At 61.9% G+C, this 24693-nt stretch carries 19 protein-coding genes; 9 read left to right on the top strand and 10 right to left on the bottom strand.

Going from position 1 to position 24693, the window contains the following annotated elements; all coding sequences use genetic code 11:
* Window positions 1–265: 265 nt before the first annotated feature.
* The gene (locus KH208_RS10895; protein WP_291436229.1) at window positions 266–1315 is read left to right on the top strand and encodes a glycosyltransferase; all 1050 of its coding nucleotides are present in this window, start codon (window positions 266–268) and stop codon (window positions 1313–1315) included.
* 1 nt (window position 1316) lies between these two features.
* On the opposite strand, the gene KH208_RS10890 is transcribed toward KH208_RS10895, so the two are convergent.
* Window positions 1317–1682 (bottom strand): hypothetical protein, encoded by a 366-nt coding sequence (locus tag KH208_RS10890; protein WP_291436227.1) that lies wholly within the window; start codon window positions 1680–1682, stop codon window positions 1317–1319.
* Between the two features lie 107 nt (window positions 1683–1789).
* Between KH208_RS10890 and KH208_RS10885 the strand changes: the two genes are divergently transcribed.
* Window positions 1790–3190, top strand: a complete 1401-nt coding sequence (locus KH208_RS10885; RefSeq protein ID WP_291436226.1) for a radical SAM protein — start codon at window positions 1790–1792, stop codon at window positions 3188–3190.
* A 25-nt stretch (window positions 3191–3215) separates the two neighbouring features.
* Here the strand turns inward: KH208_RS10885 and KH208_RS10880 are convergent, their stop codons facing one another.
* Window positions 3216–3497, bottom strand: a complete 282-nt coding sequence (locus KH208_RS10880; RefSeq protein WP_291436225.1) for a hypothetical protein — start codon at window positions 3495–3497, stop codon at window positions 3216–3218.
* Between the two features lie 340 nt (window positions 3498–3837).
* Between KH208_RS10880 and KH208_RS10875 the strand changes: the two genes are divergently transcribed.
* Window positions 3838–4284: a flavodoxin gene (locus KH208_RS10875; RefSeq protein WP_291436224.1), complete on the top strand. Its 447-nt coding sequence runs from the start codon at window positions 3838–3840 to the stop codon at window positions 4282–4284.
* Window positions 4285–4413: 129 nt separating this feature from the next.
* Here the strand turns inward: KH208_RS10875 and KH208_RS10870 are convergent, their stop codons facing one another.
* From KH208_RS10870 to KH208_RS10850, 5 genes are all read right to left on the bottom strand, one after another.
* Window positions 4414–5124, bottom strand: a complete 711-nt coding sequence (locus KH208_RS10870; protein WP_008685241.1) for an ABC transporter ATP-binding protein — start codon at window positions 5122–5124, stop codon at window positions 4414–4416.
* 2 nt (window positions 5125–5126) lie between these two features.
* Window positions 5127–5897, bottom strand: coding sequence for an ABC transporter ATP-binding protein (locus KH208_RS10865; protein WP_291436223.1), 771 nt, complete (start codon window positions 5895–5897; stop codon window positions 5127–5129).
* Entirely contained in the window at window positions 5894–6937 is a 1044-nt protein-coding gene (locus KH208_RS10860; RefSeq protein ID WP_291436221.1) for a branched-chain amino acid ABC transporter permease, read from the bottom strand. The genes KH208_RS10865 and KH208_RS10860 overlap by 4 nt, the downstream gene beginning before the upstream one ends.
* Window positions 6934–7839, bottom strand: a complete 906-nt coding sequence (locus KH208_RS10855; RefSeq protein ID WP_291436219.1) for a branched-chain amino acid ABC transporter permease — start codon at window positions 7837–7839, stop codon at window positions 6934–6936. The genes KH208_RS10860 and KH208_RS10855 overlap by 4 nt, the downstream gene beginning before the upstream one ends.
* Window positions 7840–8045: 206 nt before the next feature.
* On the bottom strand, window positions 8046–9167 hold the full coding sequence (locus tag KH208_RS10850) for a branched-chain amino acid ABC transporter substrate-binding protein (protein WP_291436218.1): 1122 nt from the start codon (window positions 9165–9167) through the stop codon (window positions 8046–8048).
* A 423-nt stretch (window positions 9168–9590) separates the two neighbouring features.
* On the opposite strand from KH208_RS10850, the gene KH208_RS10845 reads away from it, so the two are divergent.
* The 5 genes from KH208_RS10845 to KH208_RS10825 all read left to right on the top strand — a co-directional run bounded on the left by KH208_RS10845 (window position 9591) and on the right by KH208_RS10825 (window position 20267).
* Entirely contained in the window at window positions 9591–11708 is a 2118-nt protein-coding gene (locus KH208_RS10845) for an amylo-alpha-1,6-glucosidase (protein ID WP_291436216.1), read from the top strand.
* A gap of 39 nt (window positions 11709–11747) precedes the next feature.
* Window positions 11748–13067, top strand: a complete 1320-nt coding sequence (locus tag KH208_RS10840; protein WP_291436214.1) for a glycosyltransferase family 4 protein — start codon at window positions 11748–11750, stop codon at window positions 13065–13067.
* Window positions 13067–14377, top strand: coding sequence for a glycoside hydrolase family 57 protein (locus KH208_RS10835; RefSeq protein WP_367114964.1), 1311 nt, complete (start codon window positions 13067–13069; stop codon window positions 14375–14377). The genes KH208_RS10840 and KH208_RS10835 overlap by 1 nt, the downstream gene beginning before the upstream one ends.
* 111 nt (window positions 14378–14488) lie before the next feature.
* On the top strand, window positions 14489–18748 hold the full coding sequence (gene glgP / locus KH208_RS10830; RefSeq protein ID WP_291436210.1) for an alpha-glucan family phosphorylase: 4260 nt from the start codon (window positions 14489–14491) through the stop codon (window positions 18746–18748).
* A 415-nt stretch (window positions 18749–19163) separates the two neighbouring features.
* On the top strand, window positions 19164–20267 hold the full coding sequence (locus KH208_RS10825; RefSeq protein ID WP_291436208.1) for a DNA alkylation repair protein: 1104 nt from the start codon (window positions 19164–19166) through the stop codon (window positions 20265–20267).
* 355 nt (window positions 20268–20622) lie between these two features.
* Here the strand turns inward: KH208_RS10825 and KH208_RS10820 are convergent, their stop codons facing one another.
* Window positions 20623–21420 carry an MBL fold metallo-hydrolase gene (locus KH208_RS10820; RefSeq protein ID WP_291436206.1) on the bottom strand — a complete coding sequence of 266 codons (798 nt, stop codon included), beginning with the start codon at window positions 21418–21420 and terminating at the stop codon, window positions 20623–20625.
* A 134-nt stretch (window positions 21421–21554) separates the two neighbouring features.
* Between KH208_RS10820 and KH208_RS10815 the strand changes: the two genes are divergently transcribed.
* Window positions 21555–21959, top strand: coding sequence for a helix-turn-helix domain-containing protein (locus KH208_RS10815; RefSeq protein ID WP_291436204.1), 405 nt, complete (start codon window positions 21555–21557; stop codon window positions 21957–21959).
* Between the two features lie 103 nt (window positions 21960–22062).
* Here KH208_RS10815 and KH208_RS10810 read toward each other — a convergent pair whose 3' ends face one another.
* Together KH208_RS10810 and KH208_RS10805 are read right to left on the bottom strand one after the other, a co-directional pair.
* Window positions 22063–24036 carry a methyl-accepting chemotaxis protein gene (locus KH208_RS10810; protein ID WP_291436203.1) on the bottom strand — a complete coding sequence of 658 codons (1974 nt, stop codon included), beginning with the start codon at window positions 24034–24036 and terminating at the stop codon, window positions 22063–22065.
* A gap of 50 nt (window positions 24037–24086) precedes the next feature.
* On the bottom strand, window positions 24087–24693 hold a 607-nt coding region (locus tag KH208_RS10805), incomplete at its 5' end, for a methyl-accepting chemotaxis protein (RefSeq protein WP_291436201.1).

The raw sequence follows: 24693 nt of genomic DNA, 5'->3' as shown, positions 1-24693 counted from the left end.
AAAGATAGAAGGCTGTCGCCAGCAGAACCGACAGCACAAGCAACAGCGCCAGGAAAATGCGCAGAAGAAGACGTAAGCGACGGGCAGTCAAAAACATGGTTGTTATTCCACGCCTTGACGCCATGGGGCGTCGGGGCTAGTTAGGAAAACGCGGTTAATGGCCTTGTTGTTCCCATTAACCGGCGTTTCCTCAGGAAAAAGTATTTTATCTTGCCGTATTTGGCAACAGCCCGGCGGTCGCGCCGCCAGTCCGTTCCGGGGGGCTATGCAACGTCTGTTATGGATCGGCAGCCCTTTTTTCTGCCAGTCTCTGCGCTCCTGCGGCTGGCAGGATGTGGCCCTGCACAATTTTGAAGACGCCCGCGTATTCTGCTGGGAAGAACTGGTGCGCCTGGCCGGGTTCATCCCGGACGTATTGGTGGTGGCCGACAAAAGCCGCCCGCCCTTTGTGCTGGGCATGGAGCGCTTTCCCTGTTTGACGGTTTTTTACAGCGTGGATTCGCACATCCACAGCTGGCAGCCCCTGTACGCCCAGGGCTTCGACGCCTGCCTGGTTTCCCTGCGCGACGATCTGGAGCTTTTTTCCGGCCCCTTTCTGCCGCCCGAGCGCGTCTGGTGGTCGCCGCCCTTCGCACAGGACGACGACCAGCCCCGCCCCGGCACGCCCAAGCTCTGGGACTGCCTGTTCGTGGGCACGGTCAACGAAAACACGCCCCGGCGCGCCGCCTTTCTGCGGGAGCTGGCGAGCCGCCTGCCGGGCCTGCGCCAGACGCGCGGCAACTACCGCGAGCTCTTTCCGCAGGGACGCGTGCTGCTCAACCATTGCGAGCACGGGGACCTGAATTTCCGGGTCTTTGAAGCCATGGGCTGCGGCGGCTGCCTGGTGACGCCGCGCGTGGGCCACGGCCTGGCCAAACTTTTCGTGGACGGCGAACATCTGGTGGGCTACACGCCGGATGATGCGGGCGATGCGCTGTTCCGCATCGAACTTCTGCTCAAGAATCCCGAGCTGGTGACCTATATCGGGGAAACCGCCCTGGCCGAGACTGATGCCAGGCACCGGGCCAGGCACCGGGCACAGGCCTTCACGGACCATCTCTGCGATCTCTGGATGCAGGATGCCGCCGCGCTGGTCGCCGCGCGTCAGGCCAGAACCGAGGCCATCCGCGAGGAATGCCTGAAAATGCCCTATCTGCTCTGGGCCGACGAACTGGCGGAACCGGATCTCAAGGCCGCCTATCTGGCTGCGGCCAGAGGAAATTACGGGCTGGCGGGAGTAACGGGATTATCGGGTCACACACATCCGACGGAGTGATTCAGCGGCGGCCCACGGGATCGGCGCCCGCGTCCGCAAGCGGATCAAAATGCAGGTCCAGGGCCGGATCCGGGGCGGGCTTGTCCTCACGGCCGAGCCGGTCAGTCCGGGCCGACGAAACCGGATCCTCAAAGCTCAGATGCAGCAGGGGATCGCGGGCCGGAAGGGTTCCGGCGGGCCGGGGCTCGGAACCGGCGCTGCCGTCCAAGGCGTCCAGGCGCGATTCCATGGCCCGTAACAGGACGCGCATCTGGGCGTGTTCGTCACGCAGAACCTGGCAGAGCCGTTCCTGGCTGCGCAGCATATGGAACAGCACGGCCAGCATGCCCAGAAAGCAGAGAAAGATGAACAACATGATGGAAAACATGGCGGGCCTCACAAAAGCGCTGTGCGCGCCGGGCGGGCCGGAAAAGCCCGTCCGCGTCGCGCCTTCCCGCTTATATACGTTAGCCCCGGCTTGGGCAAGGAGGATTTATGGCCGCGCCGCGTCTTGAGCCGCATCTGGTCATGGCCGACCAGAGCGGCAACATCTATGACGATCCGCAGTTGCTGATGGTCTGTCGCCGGGGCGGCCAGTGGGGCCTGCCGCGTCCCGACGAACTCATGCCCCTGCCCGAGGAAAGCGAGCTTTTTCTTCTGCCGGGCCGCCGGGCCGTGGGCCTGAACCCGGAAAGCGGCGAAACCGAGGTTCTGGAGCAGCTGGCAGTGGCCGCCTTTGCCGCGCCCGCGCACACCCTTTCGGCTCACCCGGCCTATGAAAGCGAAACCGACGCCCCCCTGCTGCCCCTCTTCGCCTACGGCGCGGTGGGCTTCGCGCACGGCCGCTTTTACGTCTGCGCCCGCAAGGTGGATCAGGACCCGCGCCAGCAGTTCCGCCGCATCCCGCGCGGCCGCATTGAGCAGAATGTGCGCCGCCTGTTGCGCGAGCACCCGGACAACCGCCTGATCCGCCATATTCTGGACAATTGCGTGCTGCGCTACGACTGCCCGGCGGCGCGCAACTTCGCTCTGGGCCGCTATGAAGCGCCGCTGCCCACCTCGCGCGCCTGCAATGCGCGCTGCGTGGGCTGCATCTCGGCCCAGGACAAGGATTCGCCCGTGGCCGTGACGCCCCAGTGCCGTCTGGCCTTCACTCCCGAAGCCGCCGAAATCGTGGAGGTCATGCGCCTGCACCAGGGCCGGGAGACGGCCACGCCCATCTATTCCTTCGGCCAGGGCTGCGAGGGCGACCCCCTGACCAACGCGGACCTGCTGGTGGAAAGCGTGCGCCTGTTCCGCAACGGCGGCGGCCGGGGCACGGTCAACTGCAATACCAATGCCTCCCATCCCGAGGCCGTGGCCCGGCTGGCCGAGGCCGGGCTGACCAGCTTGCGGGTGAGCTGCAACAGCGCCCGCGAGGCGCTTTACCAGCGTTACTATCGGCCCGCCGGCTACAGCTTCGCCGATGTGCGCGCTTCCATCCGCGAAGCGCGGCAACGCGGCATCTTCGTCTCGCTCAATCTGCTGTTCTTCCCGGGCGTCACGGATACCGAAGAGGAACTGGAGGCCCTGGCCCGTCTGGCGGGCGAAAACGGCGTGAGCATGATCCAGTGGCGCAATCTGAACATCGACCCGGAATGGTATTTCCGGCTGATGAGCGGCCGGGACGGAAGCGCTTCCCCCGAAATTCCGGACGCCGCTCTGGACACGGCGCCGAGCATGGGCCTGACCGTGTTCATGAAGCGGCTCAAAAAGCTCTGTCCCTGGCTGCGCTACGGCTACTTCAACCCCTATCTGGGCGACAGGGCGGAAATCACGGCTCCCCTGCCCGGAGTCTGGCGCATGCCCGAGCCCGAGGCCAGGAGCGCCCTCGGCGCCGCGGGGGCCGAAGAATAGGCGCTCCGGCAGGAAATCATGGCCTTCATAACTTACCGGCATACGGTTTCCGGCGATGTTGAATTTGTGGCTTCCCGGAACGCCGCACAACGTTGCCCCCCGCATCTGCATGCGGCGCATTGGCGGCCAGGATCGCCATGCTGCCCGGCAGATAGGCCATCTCCCCTTCCGGCGTCAAACACACGCCGCGTCCCGCCACAACCTCATGCAGTTCCAGGCTTGTGTCGTGGGCGTGCATGCCGATCCCGCAGCGAGCTTCGATCCTGACCAGACGGCAGCTCAGCAGGCCCTCCGTCAACTCAAGCATGACCGGACTTTTCAAAAACACGCCGGGAAAATCCTTGTGCTCCTTCCAGGGATCCCGCGCGAACGCAAGCCGCCGCCCCCAACAGCCAAATGCCCCTTGGCAAAGCAGTCAAACAGTCCCGCTTGCTGCATATCGTCCTCCTGATCGGCTTTGCCCTTTCGAGAAGATGAAACACGGGCCTTTCCTTGTAAAAATTTGCCTTGCTCCGGGACACTGCTTCCGGACAAGCGACGCACAATTTCCACTTGACGAAACAGGACGGGATGGCTACATCTTTTTCAGACATAATGAAAATGAATTTCAATTTTATTCAATCCGTCCGAGTCAAAAGGAGAAGGCCATGAGCAAGATTTTGATCGTTTACGGTTCCAGCACCGGCAATACCGAGAGCATCGCCCGCAAGCTGGAGCAGCAACTGGCCGCGGCCGGACATGAAGTGACGGTGCTCAACGCCGCCGATGCTTCGGCCGAACACCTGGCCGACGGTTATGACGCCGTATTGTTCGGCGCTTCGGCCTGGGGCGAGGAAGACGTGGAATTGCAGGATGATTTCGCGCCGCTGTTTGAAGAATTCGACGTCATGGACCTCAAGGGACGCAAGCTGGCCGCCTTTGCCTCGGGCGACCGGGATTACGAACACTTCTGCGGCGCCGTGGACGTTATCGAGGCCCGCGGCAAGGAACTGGGCGCGGAAATCATGACCGACGGCCTGCGCCTGGAAGGCGACGGCGGTTCGGCGCCCGATGAAATCACATCTTTTGTCCAGGCCGTGCTGCAGAAGCTGTAACCCTCCTCATACGGCCCTCCTGAACGCGAACGCCGGTCAGACGACCGGCCAAGCAGCTGCCATGAGAAAGGCCCGGAGCCATCGGGGTTCCGGGCCGCCAAGTTTTTATTCGCTGAAAGGTAAAATGCCCTATCCGCCCAGATACGCCTCGCGCACGCTGGCGTCGGCCAGCAGGTTTTCCGCGCGGTCTTCCATGACCACTTTGCCCACTTCCAGCACGTAGCCGCGCGCGGCCAGCTTCAGGGCGGCGCGGGCGTTCTGCTCCACCAGCAGCACGGTGACGCCGCGCTCGTTGATGGTCCGCACGGTTTCGAAAATGGAGCGTACCAGCAGCGGAGCCAGCCCCAGAGACGGCTCGTCCAGCAGAAGCAGGCGCGGTTCGGCCATCAGGGCCCGGCCGATGGCCAGCATCTGCTGCTCGCCGCCGGAAAGCGTGCCCGCCAGTTGTTCCTTGCGCTCCAGCAGGCGCGGGAAAAGATCGAAAATCCATTCCAGGGTACGTTCGCTGCGGGCCTTGTCCCGGATGCAGAACGCGCCCAGGCGCAGGTTCTCCAGCACGCTCATGGCCCCGAAGACCCGGCGGCCCTCCGGGGACTGGGCTATGCCCAGGCCCACGACCTCATGGCTGGGCAGGCGCAGCAGGGGCTTGCCTTCAAAGAGAATTTCGCCTTCACAGGGACGCACCAGACCGCTGATGGACAGCAGGGTGGTGCTTTTGCCCGCGCCGTTGGCCCCGAGGATGGTGACGATCTCGCCTTCCTCCACGCGCAGATTGATGCCGTGCAGCACTTCCACGCTGCCGTAGCGCACCCGGATGTCTGAAAGGGTCAGCAGAGACATATTCACCACTTCTCGTCGTCGGCGCCCAGATAGGCTTCAATCACCGCCGGATGGCGGCGCATGGCCTCGGGCGCGCCCTCGGCGATCAAGGTGCCGTGCTCCAGCACCACCAGTTTTTCGCAGATCCGCATGACCAGGCGCATGTCGTGCTCAATGAGCAGCACGGTGATCCCCCGCTCCCGGATGGCGCGGATGATGTCCACCAGGGCCGCGGTTTCCTGATCGTTCATGCCCCCGGCCGGTTCGTCCAGGATCAGCAGGCGCGGGTCCGAAGCCAGGGCGCGCGCGATTTCCAGCAGCCGCTGATTGCCGTAGGACAGGCCTCCGGCGGCTTCCGCGCGGCGGTCGGCCAGGCCCACGAAGCGCAATTCCTCCATGCAGCGGGCCACGGCGGCCTTTTCCTCGCGGCGCTGGCCCATTGTGTGCAGCATGCAGGCGAACAGACCGGCCTTCATCCGGCAATGCCGTCCGGCCAGCACGTTTTCCAGCACGGGCAGCTTCCCGAACAGGCGGATGCTCTGAAAGGTGCGCGCGATGCCCAGTTCCACCACCCGGTGGGGTTTGAGGCCGGTGATGGGCTCGCCGTCAAAAAAGATCCGGCCCCGCTCCGGCGTGTAATTGCCGGTAATGCAGTTGAAAACCGTGGTCTTGCCCGCGCCGTTGGGCCCGATCAGGCCCACGATGCTGCCCGCGTCCACCGAAAAGGAAAGATCGTTGACCGCAATGAGCCCGCCGAAAATCTTGGTCACTTCCTGCAGGGAAAGCAGCGTCATGCGGGCCTCCCCCCTGCCGGGGCGGGCTCAGGCCCGCGCGCGGCGTCCTCCGGAAGTGTCGGCGGGAGATTCCTCGGAAGGTCCGGGGGCACATCCGGCGGCAGGCCGGGAAGATCCGGAGGCACGGCGTAGCGGCGCGGACCGGGCGGCAGCAGGCCCTGCGGCCGCCAGATCATCATCACCATCATGGCCAGACCGAAGATCAGCATGCGCGCGGCGGAAAACTCGCGCAGCACTTCCGGCAGGCCGATGAACAGAAAAGCGCTGACCAGCACGCCCAGTTGGCTGCCGCCGGAAAGGATGACCACCGCGAAAATGATCACCGATTCCATAAAGTTGAAGGATTCCGGCGCGATGGTGACCATTTTCGCGGCGTAGACCGTGCCCGCCATGCCCGCCCAGAAGGCCCCCAACACAAAGGCCAGCAGCTTGTAGCGGGTGACGTTGACCCCGCAGCCTTCGGCCGCGACGTCGTCTTCCTTGATGTAATTCAGCGCCCGGCCGAAACGCGAACGCCAGAGCCCGTAAAAGAGCAGCAGACTCACGCCCACCATGCCCCAGACCAGATAATAGAACTGCACGCTTTTGACGATCTTGTAACCGAAGAAACGCGGGCGGCTGATGCCGAAAATGCCGTTGGAACCACCGGTCAGGCCGAAGACGTCGTTGATCAGGGCGATGCGCACAATTTCCACAATGCCGATGGTCACGATCAGCAGATAGTCGCCGCGCAGATGGATGATGGGCCGGGCCACCAGCAGGGCGAAAAGAGCCGCGGCCGCGCCCGCCAGAGGCATGGTCCAGAAGATGGGCCAGTGGCAGAGGGTGTTCAGGATGGCCGTCACATACGCGCCCACGGCGTAAAAGGCCGCGTGCCCCATGTGAAAGATGCCCGCCTGGCCCAGAATCACGTTCAGCGAAAGGGCCAGCAGGGCGTAAAGGCCGATCATCACGCAGACGTCCAGCCAGTAGGGATTGCAGACCAGGGGCAGCCCGCAGAGCAACGCGCCCATCAGGATGTACAGGGGCATACGCTTCATAGCTTGTCCGCCGTGCGTTCGCCCAAGATGCCCGTGGGCCGGATGATCAGAATCAGGATCAGCACCAGGAAGGCGATGGCGTCCTTCCAGGCGATGGCGATGTACCCGGCGGCCAGGGCCTCGATGACGCCCAGCAGCAGGCCGCCGATCATGGCGCCGGGAATGTTGCCGATGCCGCCCAGGATGGCGGCGGTAAAGGCTTTGAGCCCGTAGGACCAGCCCATGGTGAAGTCGATCTGGCCGTAGTAGATGCCGACCATCAGACCCGCCGCGCCGCCCAGGCCCGGCCCGATCAGAAAGACCAGGGAAATGACCCTGTCCACGTTGATGCCCATGAGCCGGGCCGCGCCCGGATCAATGGCCACGGCGCGGATGGCCGCGCCCGTGCGGGTGCGCTGGATGAAGGCCGAAAGTCCGAGCATCAGCAGCACGCTGGCCGCGATGACCAGCAGGCGCACGCCCGGCACGGCGACGCCGAAGAGATGCACTGTGAAGTCCGGACGCAGAAAATCAGGATAGACGTAAACGCGCGCGCCGTAGATCAGCATGACCGCGTTCTGGAAAAAGATGGACGCGCCCAGGGCCGAAACCACGGCCGAGAGACGGCCGGCATTGCGCAGGGGGCGGTAGGCCGCGCGCTCCAGCAGAAAGCCGAGCAGCGCCACCAGCAGGCCCACCATGATGAAGACCGCCAGCACGGCCAGGGGCAGAGGCAGCATGCCGGAGAGATTACAGCTCACCAGAAGGGTCAGGCCCAGATAGGCGCCGATGGTGAACAGATCGCCGTGCGCGAAGTTGATGAGCTTGAGCACGCCGTAGACCATGGTGTAGCCCAGGGCCACCAGCGCGTAAATGCCGCCCACGGCAAGACCGTTCAGAAGCTGTTGAAAAAATTGTTCCATATTTCCCGGCGCTCGGAGCAAATCAAGCCGCTGGCGGAGCATGCTGAAAACGCCCCGGAAGCTTGCGGCTAAAAAGATGGATTTTGTTCCCTGGCAAGGAAAAAACCGGACGCGGGCCAGGGATAGTACTCTTTGATATACAGCCCTGGGCCGCGTCCGGTTTTTTGACGCGGCCCAGGGGGCAAAAGACGCTTTTTAGCCGCAAGTTACTTGGGTTGCAGAACGAAAGCCCCTTTCCCATCAACAACATAGGTGCGGTAGAACTCGCCCACGCGGTCGCCCTTGGCGTCAAAGCCCAGAGCCCCGGACAGGCCGGGCATGTCCTTGAGCTGCTTGAGCCAGGCGGCCATCTGCTCGGGTTCGGTCTTGCCCGCGGCCAGCGCGGCCTCAATGACCTTGAAGGCGTCCCCGGCCAGCACGGCCCAGACCGACACGGGCACGCTGTTGTACCTGGCCTTGTAGGCGGCCAGGAAATCGCGGGCTTCCGGCATGTCCATATCCTGGGGCAGGGGCGGGCTGATGAAGAAGTAGCCGGCCGCAGCTTCGGGACCGGCGATCTTGACCAGATCCTGATGATTGGCAGCGTCGCCGCCCATCATGGGCACGTTCCAGCCCATTTCTTTTTTCTGGCGCAGCAGCATGCCGGTTTCAGGATAATAGCCGGTGAAAAAGACCAGATCCGGACCGGCGGCCTTGAGTTTGGTCAGGATGGCGGTGTAGTCCCGCTCGCCGGGGGTCAGGGCGTCGTAGAAGATTACCTTCACACCGGCCTTTTCCAGGGCGGTGCGGGTTTCCTCGGCCAGACCCTTGGCATAGGAAGAATTGTCGTGCAGCAGGGCCACGGCCTTGTAGCCGCCCTTGACAATGGCCGCGGCGGCGGACTTGCCCTGGGCGTCGTCACGCGGGCAGGTGCGGAAAAAGAGAGGCAGGCCCTTTTCGGTCAGGCGCACGCTGGTGGAACCCGTGCCGATCTGCACCAGCCCGGCTTCGTCCAGAATATTCTGGCTGGCCTCGGTCACGGCCGAACCGTAGGTGCCGATGACCGCCACAACCCCGGCCGAGGCCAGCTTCTGCGCGGCCAGAGCCGCCGTACGGGGATCCCCGGCGTCGTCTTCCACCACCAGTTCGATTTTTTGGCCGTTGACGCCGCCCTTGCTGTTGGCTTCATCCACCAGCAGGCTGACGATGTTCTTCATGTCCTGGCCTTCGGAAGCCCATTTCCCCGTGAGCGGGCACATCAGCCCCACCTTGAGGTCGGCGGCCAAAGCCGCCGCGGGCAGAAGCAGAGCAAGGGCCAGCGCGCCCAGCCAAAGATGCAGTCCTTTCATGGAATACCCCCATCCCGGTATGCGAAGTTTCAGCGAGCAAGCAGCTTACTCCAAAATGCGAGAAAGCAAAAGCCCCCGGCCGGACCTTTGCGGCACGGGGCCGGAAGCGGCCGCCCCCCGGCGGCGCGCGTCGCCTGAACGGGCGTTGTTTTGCAAAAGTCATGCGATTCTTTCCACTGTAACACAGCCGTAAAACTCGACAGCTAAAAAAATTTACTATAGGATGCAATATATAAAGTCAGCGGAACAAGAAAGGGGACAACAGCTTTTCTGCAAACGCGTTTTTCCCGCTTTTGTTCCGCCGCCGGTCGGATCTGTCCGAACCGAATCCACGGGTCTCGCGCTGCCTTCCGCACCTAACCTCTCTGATCTCCCGCAGCACCGCCCGGCCATCATTCTAACCCTGTACGCCAAGGAGGCCGTATGAGGTTCAGTTTTGACAAGGCCGCCTGCCAGAACACCCGCAGAGCATTGCGCAAGGAATGGCTGCTGACCAACGGGCTGGGCGACTACGCCGGCAGCAGCATTCTGTGTTGCAATACGCGCAAATACCACGGGCTGCTCACGGTCAACACGCCGCTGGGACGGCATGTGCTGCTCTCCGCCCTGGAGGAATCGGTCATGGGCGGCGGCAAGGAGTTCTTTCTCTCCACCCGCCAGCACCCCAGAACCCTCTATCCGCACGGGCACGAATATCTGGAAAGTTTCCGCCTGGACCAGTGGCCCGAATTCACCTACCGGGTGGGCGACGTGCGCCTGCGCCGGGAAATGTTTCTGATCCACGGCACAAGCCGCCTGCTGCTGCGCTGGTCCATCCGGGGCCTTTCCAAGCTGCCCCCGCTGACCCTGCGGATCAAGCCTCTGCTGGCCTACAGGCACTTCCATGCCCTGACCAGGGCCAATTCCCATCTGCGCGTGCGCACCCGGGACGTGCCGCAAGGCTTCAGCATCACGCCCTATGAAGGCCTGCCCACCCTGTATATGCAGGTGCGCGGCCCCTTCACCTTTCTGCCCTCGCCGGACTGGTTCTACAATGTGGAATACATGCAGGAACGCGAACGCGGCTTTGCCGACAGCGAGGACCTGTTCCAGCCCGGCATCCTGGATATCCCCCTGCCGCCCCTGCCCGAGGGAGGCAGCGTCTACATGGCCGTGGGCACCGAGCCGGTCGCGGAAGACGGGGAGGATCTGGAGACGATCTGGGAAGCCGAAAGTCGGGCCAGAACCAAAGCCCACCACAACGGCGGCGGCCTCATCGGCCACCTGGCCCAGATGGGGCGGCAGTTCTGCATTGAGACGCCCTCGGGCCGTCCGGCGGTGCTGGCCGGGTACCACTGGTTCGACGCCTGGGGCCGCGACACCCTGATTTCCCTGCCCGGCCTGGCTTTTTACGGCAAGCGCACGGAATTCGGTCTGCGCGTGCTGGAACAGGTGGCAGGCAGCCTGAAAAACGGCCTTACGCCCAACTGTTTTGCCGAGGACGGCAACCACGCCTACAATTCGGCGGACGCCTCCCTCTGGTACGCCTTTGCCGTGCAGTGTTACCTCAAGGAAAATCCCGAAGGCCTGAACTGGGTGCGCGAGCACGCCTGGCCCGCGCTCCAGGCCATTGTGAGCGGCTACCGCCAGGGTCCGGGCATGGACATCTTTGTGGACGAGAACGGCCTGCTGCACGCGGGCAACGCCCATACCCAGCTGACCTGGATGGACGCCCAGGCCGACGGCCGCCCGGTGACTCCGCGCCACGGCTGCCCGGTGGAGCTGAACGCCCTCTGGTACAACACCCTGGCCTTTGTTGATTATCTGGCGGGCGTCTTCCGCGAGCCCAAATGGGAGGACGCCAAGGGTCTGCGCGCGTTGCGCACAAGCTTTTTCGAGCATTTCTGGGTCACGCGCGGCGGCGGCTACCTGGGCGACGTCTGGCGCGACGGCATGCTGGACCAGAGCGTGCGGCCCAATCAGATTCTGGCCGTCTCCCTGCCCTATCCCGTGCTGGAAGAGCAGCACCAGCCACAGGTGGTGGAATGCGTGCGCAACAAACTGCTCACGCCCTTCGGCCTGCGCACCCTTTCGCCCGACGATCCGGGCTACCGGGGCCGGTACGAGGGCGGACCGTCCAGCCGCGACGCGGCCTACCATCAGGGCACGGTCTGGCCCTGGCTGCTGGGGCATTACACCGACGCCCTGCTGCGGGTGGCCTGGGATGTGGACGGCGCGGTCCAGGCCCTGCTGGACCGGGTGACCCCGCTGTTCTGCGACCACCTCTCGGACGCGGGCCTGGCCGGCATTTCCGAAATTTTCGACGCCTCCCCGCCCTACCGGCCCAACGGCTGCATCGCCCAGGCCTGGAGCGTGGCGGAGTGCCTGCGCATGCTGATCCGGCTCAAGCGGGCCGCCCCCGGCGTGTACAGGGCCTGGGAAAAACTGGCGGCCTACCGTCTGGCACATCCCATTTCCGGGGATACGGCCGGCGTCTGCCGGGTAAGCATGACCCTTGCCGACGACGAACCCACAAACGAAACGGAGTCCCGGCGGGGCTGAGCGGTCCCGCGCTCCTGAACAAAATATAAGGAACACCCCATGCGAGTGCTTATGTTCGGCTGGGAATTTCCGCCGCATATCAGCGGCGGCCTGGGCACGGCCTGTTACGGCATGACCCGGGCCCTGGCCAAAAAAGGCGCACAGATCATCTTTGTGCTGCCGCGCGTCGGCGAAGGCGGGCGGAACGGCTTCCTGCGGCTGGAGTCGGCCTCGGGCACGCCCATCAGCGAAGAGGCGGCGGAGCGCATGACCCGTGCCGGACAGGACGTCTGGCAGGACAACATCCGCTTTATGCCCGTATCCAGCCCGCTTACCCCGTACATTACCCCGCAGGGCTATGCCGAATCCCTGAGCTGGCTGACCCGCACGCCCGACGACGCGGATCTGCGCACCTGGTCCGGCGCGCCCTTCACCTTTCAGCTCAAGGGCGGCTACGGCCCGGACCTGATGAGCGAAGTGCGCCGCTTCAGCCGCCTGGCCGCAACTATCGCCATGCGCGAAAGCTGCGACGTGATCCACGTCCATGACTGGATGACCTATCCCGCGGGCATGCTGGCCAAAACCCTGACCGGCAAGCCCCTGGTGGCCCACATTCACGCCACGGAATACGACCGCAGCGGCGAAAACATCAACGAGCAGGTGGCGGCCATCGAGCGCGCGGGCCTGCTGGCCGCGGACCTGGTGGTGGCCGTGAGCCGCCTGACCCGCAAGACCGTCATCGAACGCTACGGCGTGCCGCCGGAAAAAGTGGTGGTGGTCTACAACGCCGTGGCCCGGCATGAAGTGGAACGCCGCTACGAAATTCCGCCGCGCATCCGGCACGAAAAACGGGTGCTCTTCCTGGGCCGGGTCACCTTCCAGAAGGGGCCGGAATACTTCATGGAAGCGGCCCGCCTGGTACTGCAAAAAATTCCCAACGCGCGCTTTTTCATGGCCGGCAGCGGCGACATGCTGCCCCAGCTCATCCGCCGCGCGGGCCAGTTGCGCATCGGGCACCGTTTCCACTTCGCCGGTTTTCTGCGCGGCGAACAAGTGGACCGGATGTTCGCCCTGAGCGATCTCTACGTCATGCCTTCAGTGTCCGAGCCCTTCGGCATCACGCCGCTGGAGGCCATGCTTTACGACGTCCCCGTGCTGCTCTCGCGCCAATCCGGCGTGTCCGAGGTGCTGGAGCACGCGCTCAAGGCCGATTTCTGGGACACCCGCGACATGGCCGACAAAATCTGCGCGGTTCTGCGTTACCCCTGCCTGGCTGCGGAATTGGTAAAAAACTGCCGGGAAGAAATGAAATCCATCCGCTGGGAAAATGCCGCGGATCAACTGATGGCCGTTTACCGCAACGTATCCGGAGGTAACTGATGCCAGCGCTCTGCCTTTGCTATGAAGTTCACGAACCGTACCGGCTCCGCCGTTACACGGTTTTTGATATGGGACAAAACTCGGTTTACGAGGACGATGATCACAACTGCGACGCCCTGCTGCTCACGGCCCGCACCTGCTATCTGCCCATGAACGATCTGCTGCTCAAGCTGATCCGCCGTTACGGCAAGGCCTTCAAGGTGGCTTTTTCCATCTCGGGCACGGCCCTGGACCAGTTCGAGCAGTACGCGCCAGAGGTGGTGGACAGCTTCAAGGCCCTGGCCGACACCGGCAACGTGGAATTTGTGGCCGAAACCGCGTCCCACTCCCTGGCCTTTCTCTATTCCCGGGATGAATTCGACATCCAGGTCAAGGAACAGTGCGAGCGGATCAAGCGGCTTTTCGGCAAAAAGCCCACGACCTTCCGCAATACGGAATTCGTCTACAACAACGATCTGCCCGTGGCTCTGGAAAAGCTGGGTTTCAGGACGGTGCTGGCCGAGGGCGCGGACCACGTGCTGGGCTGGCGCAGCCCCAACTATGTCTACCAGCCTGTATCCACCCCCAATATGCGTCTTTTGCTGCGCAACTCGTCCCTGTCCACGGACATCGGCCTGCGCTTCAACGATCAGGGCTGGGACCAGTGGCCGCTCACGGCGGAAAAGTACGCCTCCTGGTGCCACAGCTTTGCCGCTTCGTCGGAAATCATCAATATCTTCAACGATTACCATTCCTTCGGCCTGCGCAATCCCCGGGAATCGGGCATTTTCGACTTTATGGAAGCCCTGCCCGCCGCCCTGCTGGCCCACAAGGATTTCCACTTTGTGACGCCCGCCGAGGCGGCCAAAAAAATTGACGCCGTGGGCGAGGTGGACGTGCCCGAATTCATGTCCTGGGACGACGAGGGGCGTGACCTCACGGCCTGGCTGGGCAACGACATGCAGAAGGACGCCATCCACGCGCTCTACGCCCTGGCGCCGCGCGTGCGCAAGGTGGGCGCGCCGGATCTGGAGCACGACTTTGAGCGCTTGCAAACGTCGGATCATTTCCGTTATATTTCGACAAAATGGTTCGCCGACTTCCTGTCCGACCGGCCCAATCCCTTCGACAGTCCGTATGACGCCTACATCACCTACATGAACGTGCTGGCCGACTTTGAGATGCGCCTGACCGCGGCGGAAGAAGCGCCGGCCGGAGCCGGGAAGACAATGAAAAAAACGCCCCGGGCAACGACAACGGGAACCACCGGGAAAAAGAAAACCGCTCCCGCCGCCAAGGCCGGAGGCGCAAAGAAAAAAACATCCGCCTGAGAAGGCTGTCCCTTTCCGGGAACTGTCGCCCTCCGCCGTTTGTGAGACGGTCGGAGGGCAAAGGCCCGTGGCGCGGCGCTTTATACGCGGGCGGGCCCATAAGGAGTCTCTATGGATTTCAATAACGCCCCTGTCACGCTGTTTGAAGTAAGCTGGGAAGTTTGCAACAAGGTGGGGGGCATTTATTCCGTGGTCAGCAGCAAGGCGCTGCAGGCCGTGGAAACCTTCGGCGAGGATTATTTCCTGCTGGGCCCTTCCCTGCAACAGAATGCCGGTTTTGAAGAAACAGACGAACATATCTGGGATTCCCTGCGTCTGGCCCTGAGCACCAGGGATCTCAAGTGCCGCCTGGGCCGCTGGAACATACCGGGGCGGCCCAAGGCCATTCTGGTGGATTTTTCCCAGCGTTACTCCAGCAATCAGCTGCTGTACGAAATGTGGAAAAACTACGGTGTGGATTCCCTTTCCGGCGGCTGGGACTACATTGAGCCGGTCATGTTCGCCACGGCCTGCGGCGAGGTGATCGCGGCCATCCATGAAAGCCTGGTACAGCCCCTGGGCGGCCGTTCCGTGGCCCTCTTCCACGAATGGATGAGCGGCGCGGGCCTGCTGACCCTGAAAAAACTGGCTCCGGCCGTGGGCACGGTCTTCACCACCCACGCCACCATGCTGGGCCGCGCCCTGGCCGGAACCGGCCGCGACATTTACAGCAATCTGCGCAGCATCAATCCCGCCACCGAGGCCGCCGCGCAGAACATCACGGCCAAATGGTCCATGGAAAGCGCCTCCGCGCGCGAGGCCGACGCCTTCACCACGGTCAGCCCCATTACCGGCGAGGAATCCACGGTCTTTCTGGGCCGCCAGCCCGACGTCATCACGGTCAACGGCCTGGATCTGCGGGTGATCCCCGACTTTTCGGAAGAGCGCGAAAAACCGCTGGCCAACCGGGCCAAAATCCTGGAGGCCGCCGACCGTTTCCTGCGCTGCAAGCTGCCGGAAAATACCCGCATCTTCGCCATTTCCGGCCGCTACGAGATGCACAACAAGGGTATCGACATTTTTCTGGAGGCCCTGGCCCGCGCGGATCAGAACCTGGCGGGCACGGACGCCTCCATCCTGGTTCTCTGTCTGGTCATGGGCGGGCACACGGGCATCAATCCGGCGGCCGTCTCCGGCGATCCCAGCGCCACGGACAACGGCCAGCCCTTCATCTGCACCCACTACGCCTGGAACGCCCCGCAGGACCCCATCATCAACGCCTGCCGCCGCCTGGGCCTGAACAATACCTGCGACAAACGCGTCAAGGTCATCTTTGTGCCCGCCATGCTGGACGGCAACGACGGTTTCTTCAACATGCCCTACGAGGACGTCATTTCGGCCTGCGACGTGGGCTTTTTCCCCTCCTGGTACGAGCCCTGGGGCTACACTCCGCAGGAATGCGCGGCCTGGGCCGTGCCCACCCTGACCACGGACCTCTCCGGTTTCGGCATGTGGGCGCGCCAGTTCGCCCAGAAGGAAAGCGAACCGCGCCCCGGCGTGCATGTGATGCCCCGGCGCGGCACCAACTTTGAACAGGGTGCGGCGGCCCTGCACGAACGCGTGCTCCAGGCCGCGGCCGCGCCCCGGGAAGATCTGGCCGTCTGGCGCAAAAACGCCCGCGCTCTGGCCGAGCAGACTTCCTGGCGCTATTTCTTCACTCATTATATCGAGGCCTTTCAGCTGGCGCTGGAGAAGGCCGACACGCGCATCGACCACTCCGGCAACGGCCGGGAAAGTCTGAACCGCATTCTCACAGCCTCGTCTTCGGCCACCCCCTTTCTGCGGCCCATCATGGCCGTGGCCGAAGTGCCCAAAGCCCTGGCGCGTCTGCGCGACCTTTCCACCAATCTCTGGTGGTGCTGGCACGACAAGGCCAAGGCCCTGTTCATGGCCATCAATCCCCAGCTCTGGAGCGAATGCCGCAACCCCATCCGGGTATTGGAAGAAGCCGATCCGGAACGCCTCAACTACCTCATCTACAATGAGGAATACATGCGCCTCTACGACGAGGTGCTGGCCGAATTCGACGCCTACATGGCCGAGCCCCTGCGCGTGCTCAGCGAGCATGTGACGCCGGAACACCCTGTCGCCTATTTTTCCACGGAATACGGCATCAATGAGTCCGTGCCCATTTATTCCGGGGGGCTGGGCGTGCTGTCCGGCGACCATCTCAAATCCGCCTCGGACATGGCCGTGCCCCTTTTCGGCATCGGCCTGCTCTACAAAAACGGCTACTTCAAGCAGGAAATCGACGCCGACGGCCGACAGGTAGCCCAGTATCCCATGAACAACTTCGCGCAGCTGCCGGTCAAACTGGTCTACGACGACAGCGGGGAACCCGTCTTCGTGCAGCTGGAGCTGCCGGGGCGGATTCTCTTCGCCCGGGTCTGGAAAATGCAGGTGGGGCGCGTGGCCCTCTATCTCATGGACACGGACACCCGCCGCAACACCGAGGAAGACCGCAAGATCACGGACCGCCTTTATGAGGCCAACCGAGAGATCCGCCTGCTTCAGGAAATGCTCCTGGGCATCGGCGGCATGCGTTTGATCCGCACCCTGAACCTTGCTCCCCACGTGTATCACATGAACGAGGGGCACTCGGCCTTTATGGTCATCGAACGCCTGCAGGAATGCATGATCATGGGCATGAGCTATGCGGAGGCCACGGTGCGGGTGCGCTCCAATACCGTATTCACCACGCATACGCCGGTGGCGGCGGGCAACGAGGCCTTTTCCCTGGACCTCATGGGCCGCTATTTCGGCGGCGTCGCCTCCAAGCTCGGCCTTTCCTGGCAGCAGTTCGCCCAACTCGGCCAGATGGAGGGCGGCAACAGCCAGTCCTTTGAAATGACCGTGCTGGCCCTGCGCCTTTCCTCCAAGGCCAACGGCGTGAGCCGCCTGCACGGCGAAGTTTCGCGCCATATGTGGAACAAGCTCTGGAAAAGTCTGCCCCTGGCCGAAACGCCCATCGACTACGTGACCAACGGCGTGCACACGCCCTCCTATGTGGGCATGCACATGCACGAGATCCTCAACCAGTATCTGGGGCCGGACTGGCTCCAGGCCGGGCCGGATTCCCCGATCTGGAACAAGGTGGACGAGATTCCGGACGACGCCTACTGGACGACCCGCATGACCCAGAAAGAGGATCTTCTGGACGCCCTGCGCGCGGGCATTCCGGCCTTTGCGCAGAAGTTCAAGCTCGATCGGGCTCAGCGCAAGAGCATGGAAAACCTGCTCAAGCCGCACACCCTGCTCATCGGCTTTGCCCGGCGCTTCGCGCCCTACAAGCGGGCCACCCTGCTCTTTGCCGACCCGGACCGGCTGGCGCGCATTCTGAACAATCCCGAACGGCCCGTATGTCTGGTCTTCGCGGGCAAGGCCCACCCGGCGGACGAGGCGGGGATAAACCTGATTCAGGAAGTGCTGCGCATGAGCCGCGATGAGCGCTTTTTGGGCAAGATCTTCTTTATGGAGGATTACAGCCTGGCGGTTTCCCGTCTGCTGGCCCAGGGCTGCGACATCTGGCTGAACACGCCGCGCCGTCCGCACGAGGCCTCGGGCACCAGCGGCATGAAGCTGCCTGTTAACGGCGGCATCAACCTGAGCATTTCCGACGGCTGGTGGTGCGAGGGCTACAACCGCCAGAACGGCTGGACCATCGGGCCGGTGGTCACCACCGAGCTGCCCAGCGGCGAACAGAACGACTATGCCGACGCCGACGCCCTGTACACCCTGTTGGAAAACGCCGTGCTGCCGCTCTATTTCGACGTGAACAACGCCGGTCTGCCCGCCAGCTGGATCGCCATGTCCAAACGCTCGCTGAAAAGCCTCACGGCCATGTACAGCAGCAACCGCATGCTCAACGACTATATCCGGCTGGCCTATCTGCCGGGCGCCAAGCGTCGCGACATGCTGGCCGAAGACGACTGGGCGCTCTGCCGCGACCTGGCGGCCTGGCAGCAGGATCTGCCCGCGCGCTTCGGCACGGTGAAGATGGAGGAAATCATCATCAGCGGCGCGGACGGCAACACCATGACCTGCGGCGAACCCGTCAGCGTGCGCCTGCACATGCACCTCGGACAGATGAGGCCCGAGGAAATACTGGTGCAGCTGGTCATCGGCCGCGCCTATGCCAACGGCAACTTCCGCAACAAGCCCGAGGTGCTCCGCCTTGAGCCCCGCGCCGCGGACCACGGCGAGGACGGCATGAACTATTCGGCCACCTACATTCCCACCCACAACGGGCATTACCGCTACGGCATCCGGGCCATGCCCGTGCACAAGGGCCAGGCTTCGCCCCTGGAAACCGGGCTGGTGCTCTGGGGCTGAGCCGGGAGACCTCCAAAAGCAAGGGGGCGCGCCGTATGGTGTGCCCCCTTTTCCTTTGCTTTGCCGCGCGCGGCGCATTGTCGAAGCGCCGCATGGTCAGGAACCCCGTTCTAAAAAACAGCAATGGTTATCGGTGATGACATCTTTTTTTCAGCGGAAAAGCCCGTGAATTCAGCTTTTCCAGTGTGCGTTGCTTAATCCGCAAAGGCTAAAATGGTGTCCAATTGGTGCCCAACAAGCAAATGGAAGTTAAACTTAACATAAGATTCCAGTCGTCAAATACAGCATACTTTTATACCTACATATCAGCTTGTAAAATGAATAAATTATGCCTTACAATAAGAATTGTATTCATTATTGTGCAGTTATTGTTGAAAATATTCCCGCCTGAATGCCCTTTAAACATGGAAAGCATATGCTGAAACCACTAAAAAACAGATATAATTACGAGTCGCTTCAAGAGCTGGCTTTACGTATTAGAGCCGTATATCATACGTTTCAGATTGATGATTTTGTCAACGACATTATGGACGAAACATGGGATGAGTTGGAGCTGAAAGCCCGTATGCGACAAATTGCTATAAATTTAGGAAGATATTTGCCAACTGATTATGAACAGGCGCTTGGCATCATTGATAAGGTCATCGCGGGCTATCCTGTAGGATTTAACGACTACACGTTAATGTACTTCCCGGATTTTGTTGAAGTCCATGGGCAGGATGAGTGCCATTGGAATTTGTCGATAGCCGCGTTGGAAAGGTATACTCCATCCTCGTCTTCCGAGTTTGCCGTGAGGCCGTTTATCATAAACCATGAAGAACGTATGATGCAGCAGATGGCCGCCTGGGCCGGGCACGACAATGAGCATGTCCGGCGGCTTGCCAGCGAGGGTTGCCGCCCTCAACTGCCGTGGGGACAAGCTTTGGCCGGATTCAAAAAAGACCCGTCGCCGGTTCTTGGCATTCTGGAGCAACTTAAAGCCGACCCGTCGCTGTATGTCCGTAAAAGCGTGGCCAATAACCTGAATGATATTTCCAAAACACATCCTGACCTGGTTGTAAAAACTGCACGGGATTGGCACGGTAAAAACAAGCATACTGATTGGATTGTAAAGCACGGGTGCAGGACTTTGCTTAAAAAGGGCAACAGGGATGTGCTGAGCATCTTTGTTTTTGCAGATGCCGATTGTGTGAATGTTGACGGCTTCGCGCTGGGTGCCGCGTCTGTTTCCATTGGTGAAGCTATGACCTTTTCCTTTAAGATTGAGACAAAAAAAGCAACCAAGATACGGCTGGAGTACGGCATTGATTATGTGAAGGCAAACGGCAAGCGAAATCGTAAGATATTTCAAATAGCCGAGCTTTATTTAAAGGAAAACGGGAAGAAGACTTACACAAAAACCCATTCCTTTGCAGATGCAAGTACAAGAAAGCATTACCCCGGCACCCATTCGATTGCACTTATTGTGAGCGGCAGCGAGCGGGGCAGGCTGGATTTTGATGTGTTGGCCGCTAACTAGGGTCAGCCCTCAGCAACCCATCGAAGCCGTTTGCTTTGGTGTCCGAATTTTATGATGTCAACTTGCGGGTCAAATTGAGTTACGTCGGCCTGTTCCGGGGCATATGCACTTCCTTTTTGAACCTTTTCAAGAGGCGCAGGCGGGGCAGGTACATATGCACTTGCGATTTTTTTCGAAAAGCCGCTTGCCGGTACACGCAGAGAAGGGAAAACATTGCTGTGTTTCCTCACGGAGCGGACGGGATTGCGATTCCCATTACGCATAAAAGTTATCCCGGCATGAGAGAGGACAATTCTCATGCCGGGACGCTTACCCGAAACGATAGGAAGCCCTTTTCAGGAGGTGTTGATCCGCTCTACAGCGGACGCGCATAAAAAGTACAGATCTCCCCGTCCTCAGGAATGCGTACCCGCTCCGAAAGCCCCCTGGCTTGCACAAATTCCCGCAGTCCGGCGCGACCCAACCGGGCATGATTGACCGCATCCAGATGGCTGGCGATGATCGTAGCCTGAGGGGCGGCCATGGCCGCTTCGTACAGGCCGTCCGCCCCCATGAGAATGGGCGTCTCGTCACAAAAACGGGCATCGGCGGCATTGAGCACGACAACATCGGGCCGATACCGGTCCAGAGCGGCTCGCACGCCCGCATACCAGACGGTATCCCCGGCCGCGTACAGGGTTTTCTCGCCCGGAGCGACAAAAACCACGCCGCAGGCCTCGGCGGGGATGCCCCGCTCCCGGTACTTGCGCGCCACGGCTTCGCCCCGGCCGTGCAGGGCATCCGTTCTGTACAGCGTGATCCCCCCAAAGCCGACGCCCGCTTCCGTAAGGGCCGTGACGGCGGTGAAACCCATAGCCCGCATGTCCAAGGCCTCTTTTTCGCTCTGGACAAACACGGGAATGTCCCTGGCAACGGCCTTGCGGGCCGCTTCGTCAAAATGGTCAAAATGATGCATATGGGTGACCACGACCGCGTCCACAGCCACGATGACATCAATGGGCAGCGGCAGGGGCACAAGGGGGTTGGGCGCGGCATTGAGGGGCGACGGCACGGGGGGAAGCGCGCCCTGGTCCGCCAGAAAGGGATCCAGCAGAAACTTCTTTCCGGCAAAGGTAATAATGCTTGTGGCGTTGCGGATCTGTTGAAAAATCATGCTCTCATCCTCGCTTTTTCATGACTCATGAACACAATTGCCTTCCGTTTGATTGAGGATAGTTTTAGAACTATACGTATATTCAGGGCAAGAATGCACTTTTTTGATATATAGTACCTGAAAGGATACTGAAGATGGCGCAAGACGGGGTGAACAGCCACGGCAGCGGGAAAAAACCGGGAACGCCGGTTCCGGTGGAACGGCACTGCCCGGTGGAAGCCACGGTGGACCTCATCGGCGGGAAATATAAATCCCTGATTCTCTATAAGCTCATCGCCGGGACGTTGCGCTTTTCACAGTTGCGCAGGGCAATACCGTGCGCAACGCCCAAAATGCTGACCCAGCAACTGCGCGAACTGGAAAGGGACGGTCTGGTGCAGCGGGAAGTCTTTCCCGTGGTCCCGCCCAGGGTGGAGTATTCGCTGACGGATTTCGGCAGGAGCATGGAACCGGTTCTGAAGGCCATGTCCGCCTGGGGCAAGGGCTACCTGCGGAAGAAGGAGACAGTGGGCAAGAATCCACAGGAAAAGAGCGTCTGAAACCGGCCGCGGCAAGCGACGTCAGGCAATGCAAAAGGGGAGAGCCTCCTGAGCTCCCCCCTTTGTCATCCGGCTGAAAAATCGGACGGAACGGTCCGGCTGTTCAGCTCTCCTTCATATTGTCGATCAATCCGGTCAGGGCCCGCGTCTGTTCCGCCAGCTCGGTCACGGCTTCGGCGGCCGCTTGCATGGCCTGGGCGGTATCGCCCGCAATGGCGTTGACCTGAATGATGGAGTGGTTGATTTCCTCACTGGAGGCGGACTGCTGCTCCGAGGCCGTGGCAATGGCCCGCACCTGATCGGCCGTGGAGTCGGCCATCTCCACGATCTGTTGCAGGGCTTCGCCGGACTTGCCCGCGAACTCCGTGGCCTCGCCGATGATCCGCACGGCTGCGTCCACCTGCTCCGCGCTCTGAGCGGCGCTCTGCTGGATGGCTTTGATGGCGTTGTCCACATCCGTGGTGGAAGCCATGGTCTTTTCGGCCAGCTTGCGCACTTCGTCGGCCACCACGGCGAAGCCGCGCCCGGCCTCGCCCGCGCGGGCGGCCTCAATGGCCGCGTTCAGGGCCAGGAGGTTGGTCTGGTCCGCAATATCCGAAATCACGCCCATGATCCGGTCTATGGACCGGGCCTGTTCCGCAAGGGCGCGCATGTCGTCCTTGAGTTTCAGGGATTGTTTCCCCACTTGGTGGATGCTGTCCACGGCCCGCGAAACCACTTCCGCCCCGGCCTCGGCTTTCTGCCGGGTGGCTGCGGAGACTTCCGAGGCGGCGCCCGCGTTCCGGGCCACTTCGGCCACGGTAGTGTTCATTTCCTCCATGGCCGTGACGGTTTCCGTGACCCGGGAGGCCTGCTCCGCCGCGCCGCGCTCGGAGGCCTCTTCCGCCATTTGCACGGCTTCCTGGGCCCTGGCGGTTTCTTTTTGGGCCAGCTCCGACTGTTCGCGGGCTTCGGCGATGCGGGCCTTGAGCGTCGCCACCATGTCGCTCAGAACCTCCTGCAGCTGGGACAACTCACCGTAATAGTCCTTGGGGTCAAGCCGCGCGTCCAGATTGCCCGCCGAAATTTCCCTGGAGGTCTCGACGATGCGCGTCAAAGGTTTGCTGACCGAACGGGCGACCCAGACCGCCCCCGCCAGGGCCACCAGGGCCAAAGTCAGGGTAATCAGGGCCACAGCCCGCACTGTGGCGTTGCTGCGGGCGTAGATGGCCGCCTCGCTCTGCACGGAGACCAGCTTCCAGCCGAAAGAGTTGGTGATGACGTTGGCCTGGATGGCCTCGCCGTCCACGGTCAGGCGCACCACGCCCTTGTCGGTGCCGAAGACCCGCAGCATGCCCGCGTCGTTGATGTCCTTGCCCAGCACCTTGCCCACCAGCGCCGGATGCGCGGGCTCGCACAGAATCTTGCCCGTGTTTTCGATAAGCACGAAATATCCGTTGTCGCCCTTGCTCAGTTCCTCAAACTTGTCCGCAAGCAGCTTCAAGGTCACATCTATGCCCAGCACGCCCGCCAGCCTGCCCTGTGCATCCTTTATCTTGTGCGTAATGGCGAAAACCGTTTCCCCGGACATGGAGGTATAGGCTCCGGCCAGCCCCACGTCCTCGGCGGCTCCGGCGCGCGCCACATACCAGGGGCGCTTGCTCATATCGAAATGGGCGGGAAACTTCAGGCCGTCCAGGGTCGTGACCAGACTGCCGTCGGCAAAACCGGCGTATACTTCCACATAGCTGTCGTAATCCTTGTCAAGGCGCAACAGTGGTTCCATCAGGTGCCGCGCCTCCGGGCTCAGATCCGCCACGCGAAAAACGGTTTCCACATCCTTTTCCACGTAACGGGGGAAAATGCCCTTCGATCCGGAGAATTCGGTATCCTTGGCGGCTATGGCCGCATTATTGATGGCCGTCTTCAGAAACTCCTCGATATAATCGTTCATCAGGCGTAACTCCACGCCGGAAGAGGAAATGTAATAACCTTCCGCGTCGTTGCGCATCTGCACGGCCACATAGCTGATAACCCCGCCGGCAATGAGCAGGATGGCCATAATAAAAGCCAGCAAAAATCGTGTTCTGATTGTCATGCGACTCCCCCGAGTGTGATTTTCAATGCTTCATCTTCCCACAGGGAAGCCTATTCCCTCTTCATTTTTTCGATCAGTCCGGCCAGGGCCCGCGTCTGTTCCGCCAGCTCGGTCACGGCTTCGGCGGCCGCTTGCATGGCCTGGGCGGTATCGCCCGCAATGGCGTTGACCTGAATGATGGAATGGTTGATTTCCTCGCTGGAGGCGGACTGCTGCTCCGAAGCCGTGGCAATGGCCCGCACCTGATCGGCCGTGGAGTCGGCCATCTCCACGATCCGTTGCAGGGCTTCGCCGGACTTGCCCGCGAACTCCGTGGCCTCGCCGATGATTCGCACGGCCGCGTCCACCTGCTCCGCGCTCTGACCGGCGCTCTGCTGGATGGCCTTGATGGCGTTGTCCACATCCGTGGTGGAGGCCATGGTCTTTTCGGCCAGCTTGCGCACCTCGTCGGCCACCACGGCGAAGCCGCGCCCGGCTTCGCCCGCGCGGGCGGCCTCAATGGCCGCATTCAGGGCCAGCAGATTGGTCTGGTCCGCAATATCCGAAATCACGCCCATGATCCGGTCAATGGACCGGGCCTGTTCCGCAAGGGTGCGCATGTCGTCCTTGAGTTTCAGGGATTGTTTTCCCACCCGGTGGATGCTGTCCACAGCCCGC

The sequence above is a fragment of the Desulfovibrio sp. genome (assembly GCF_018379785.1).
Taxonomy (GTDB): domain Bacteria; phylum Desulfobacterota; class Desulfovibrionia; order Desulfovibrionales; family Desulfovibrionaceae; genus Desulfovibrio.
This window is presented reverse-complemented; position numbering and strand designations above follow the sequence as displayed.

Coding starts and splice junctions, on each gene's coding strand:
- KH208_RS10895 (WP_291436229.1), top strand. CDS start 266: ATGCAACGTCTGTTATGGATCGGCAGCCCTTTTTTCTGCCAGTCTCTG.
- KH208_RS10890 (WP_291436227.1), bottom strand. CDS start 1,682: ATGTTTTCCATCATGTTGTTCATCTTTCTCTGCTTTCTGGGCATGCTG.
- KH208_RS10885 (WP_291436226.1), top strand. CDS start 1,790: ATGGCCGCGCCGCGTCTTGAGCCGCATCTGGTCATGGCCGACCAGAGC.
- KH208_RS10880 (WP_291436225.1), bottom strand. CDS start 3,497: ATGCTTGAGTTGACGGAGGGCCTGCTGAGCTGCCGTCTGGTCAGGATC.
- KH208_RS10875 (WP_291436224.1), top strand. CDS start 3,838: ATGAGCAAGATTTTGATCGTTTACGGTTCCAGCACCGGCAATACCGAG.
- KH208_RS10870 (WP_008685241.1), bottom strand. CDS start 5,124: ATGTCTCTGCTGACCCTTTCAGACATCCGGGTGCGCTACGGCAGCGTG.
- KH208_RS10865 (WP_291436223.1), bottom strand. CDS start 5,897: ATGACGCTGCTTTCCCTGCAGGAAGTGACCAAGATTTTCGGCGGGCTC.
- KH208_RS10860 (WP_291436221.1), bottom strand. CDS start 6,937: ATGAAGCGTATGCCCCTGTACATCCTGATGGGCGCGTTGCTCTGCGGG.
- KH208_RS10855 (WP_291436219.1), bottom strand. CDS start 7,839: ATGGAACAATTTTTTCAACAGCTTCTGAACGGTCTTGCCGTGGGCGGC.
- KH208_RS10850 (WP_291436218.1), bottom strand. CDS start 9,167: ATGAAAGGACTGCATCTTTGGCTGGGCGCGCTGGCCCTTGCTCTGCTT.
- KH208_RS10845 (WP_291436216.1), top strand. CDS start 9,591: ATGAGGTTCAGTTTTGACAAGGCCGCCTGCCAGAACACCCGCAGAGCA.
- KH208_RS10840 (WP_291436214.1), top strand. CDS start 11,748: ATGCGAGTGCTTATGTTCGGCTGGGAATTTCCGCCGCATATCAGCGGC.
- KH208_RS10835 (WP_367114964.1), top strand. CDS start 13,067: ATGCCAGCGCTCTGCCTTTGCTATGAAGTTCACGAACCGTACCGGCTC.
- glgP (WP_291436210.1), top strand. CDS start 14,489: ATGGATTTCAATAACGCCCCTGTCACGCTGTTTGAAGTAAGCTGGGAA.
- KH208_RS10825 (WP_291436208.1), top strand. CDS start 19,164: ATGCTGAAACCACTAAAAAACAGATATAATTACGAGTCGCTTCAAGAG.
- KH208_RS10820 (WP_291436206.1), bottom strand. CDS start 21,420: ATGATTTTTCAACAGATCCGCAACGCCACAAGCATTATTACCTTTGCC.
- KH208_RS10815 (WP_291436204.1), top strand. CDS start 21,555: ATGGCGCAAGACGGGGTGAACAGCCACGGCAGCGGGAAAAAACCGGGA.
- KH208_RS10810 (WP_291436203.1), bottom strand. CDS start 24,036: ATGACAATCAGAACACGATTTTTGCTGGCTTTTATTATGGCCATCCTG.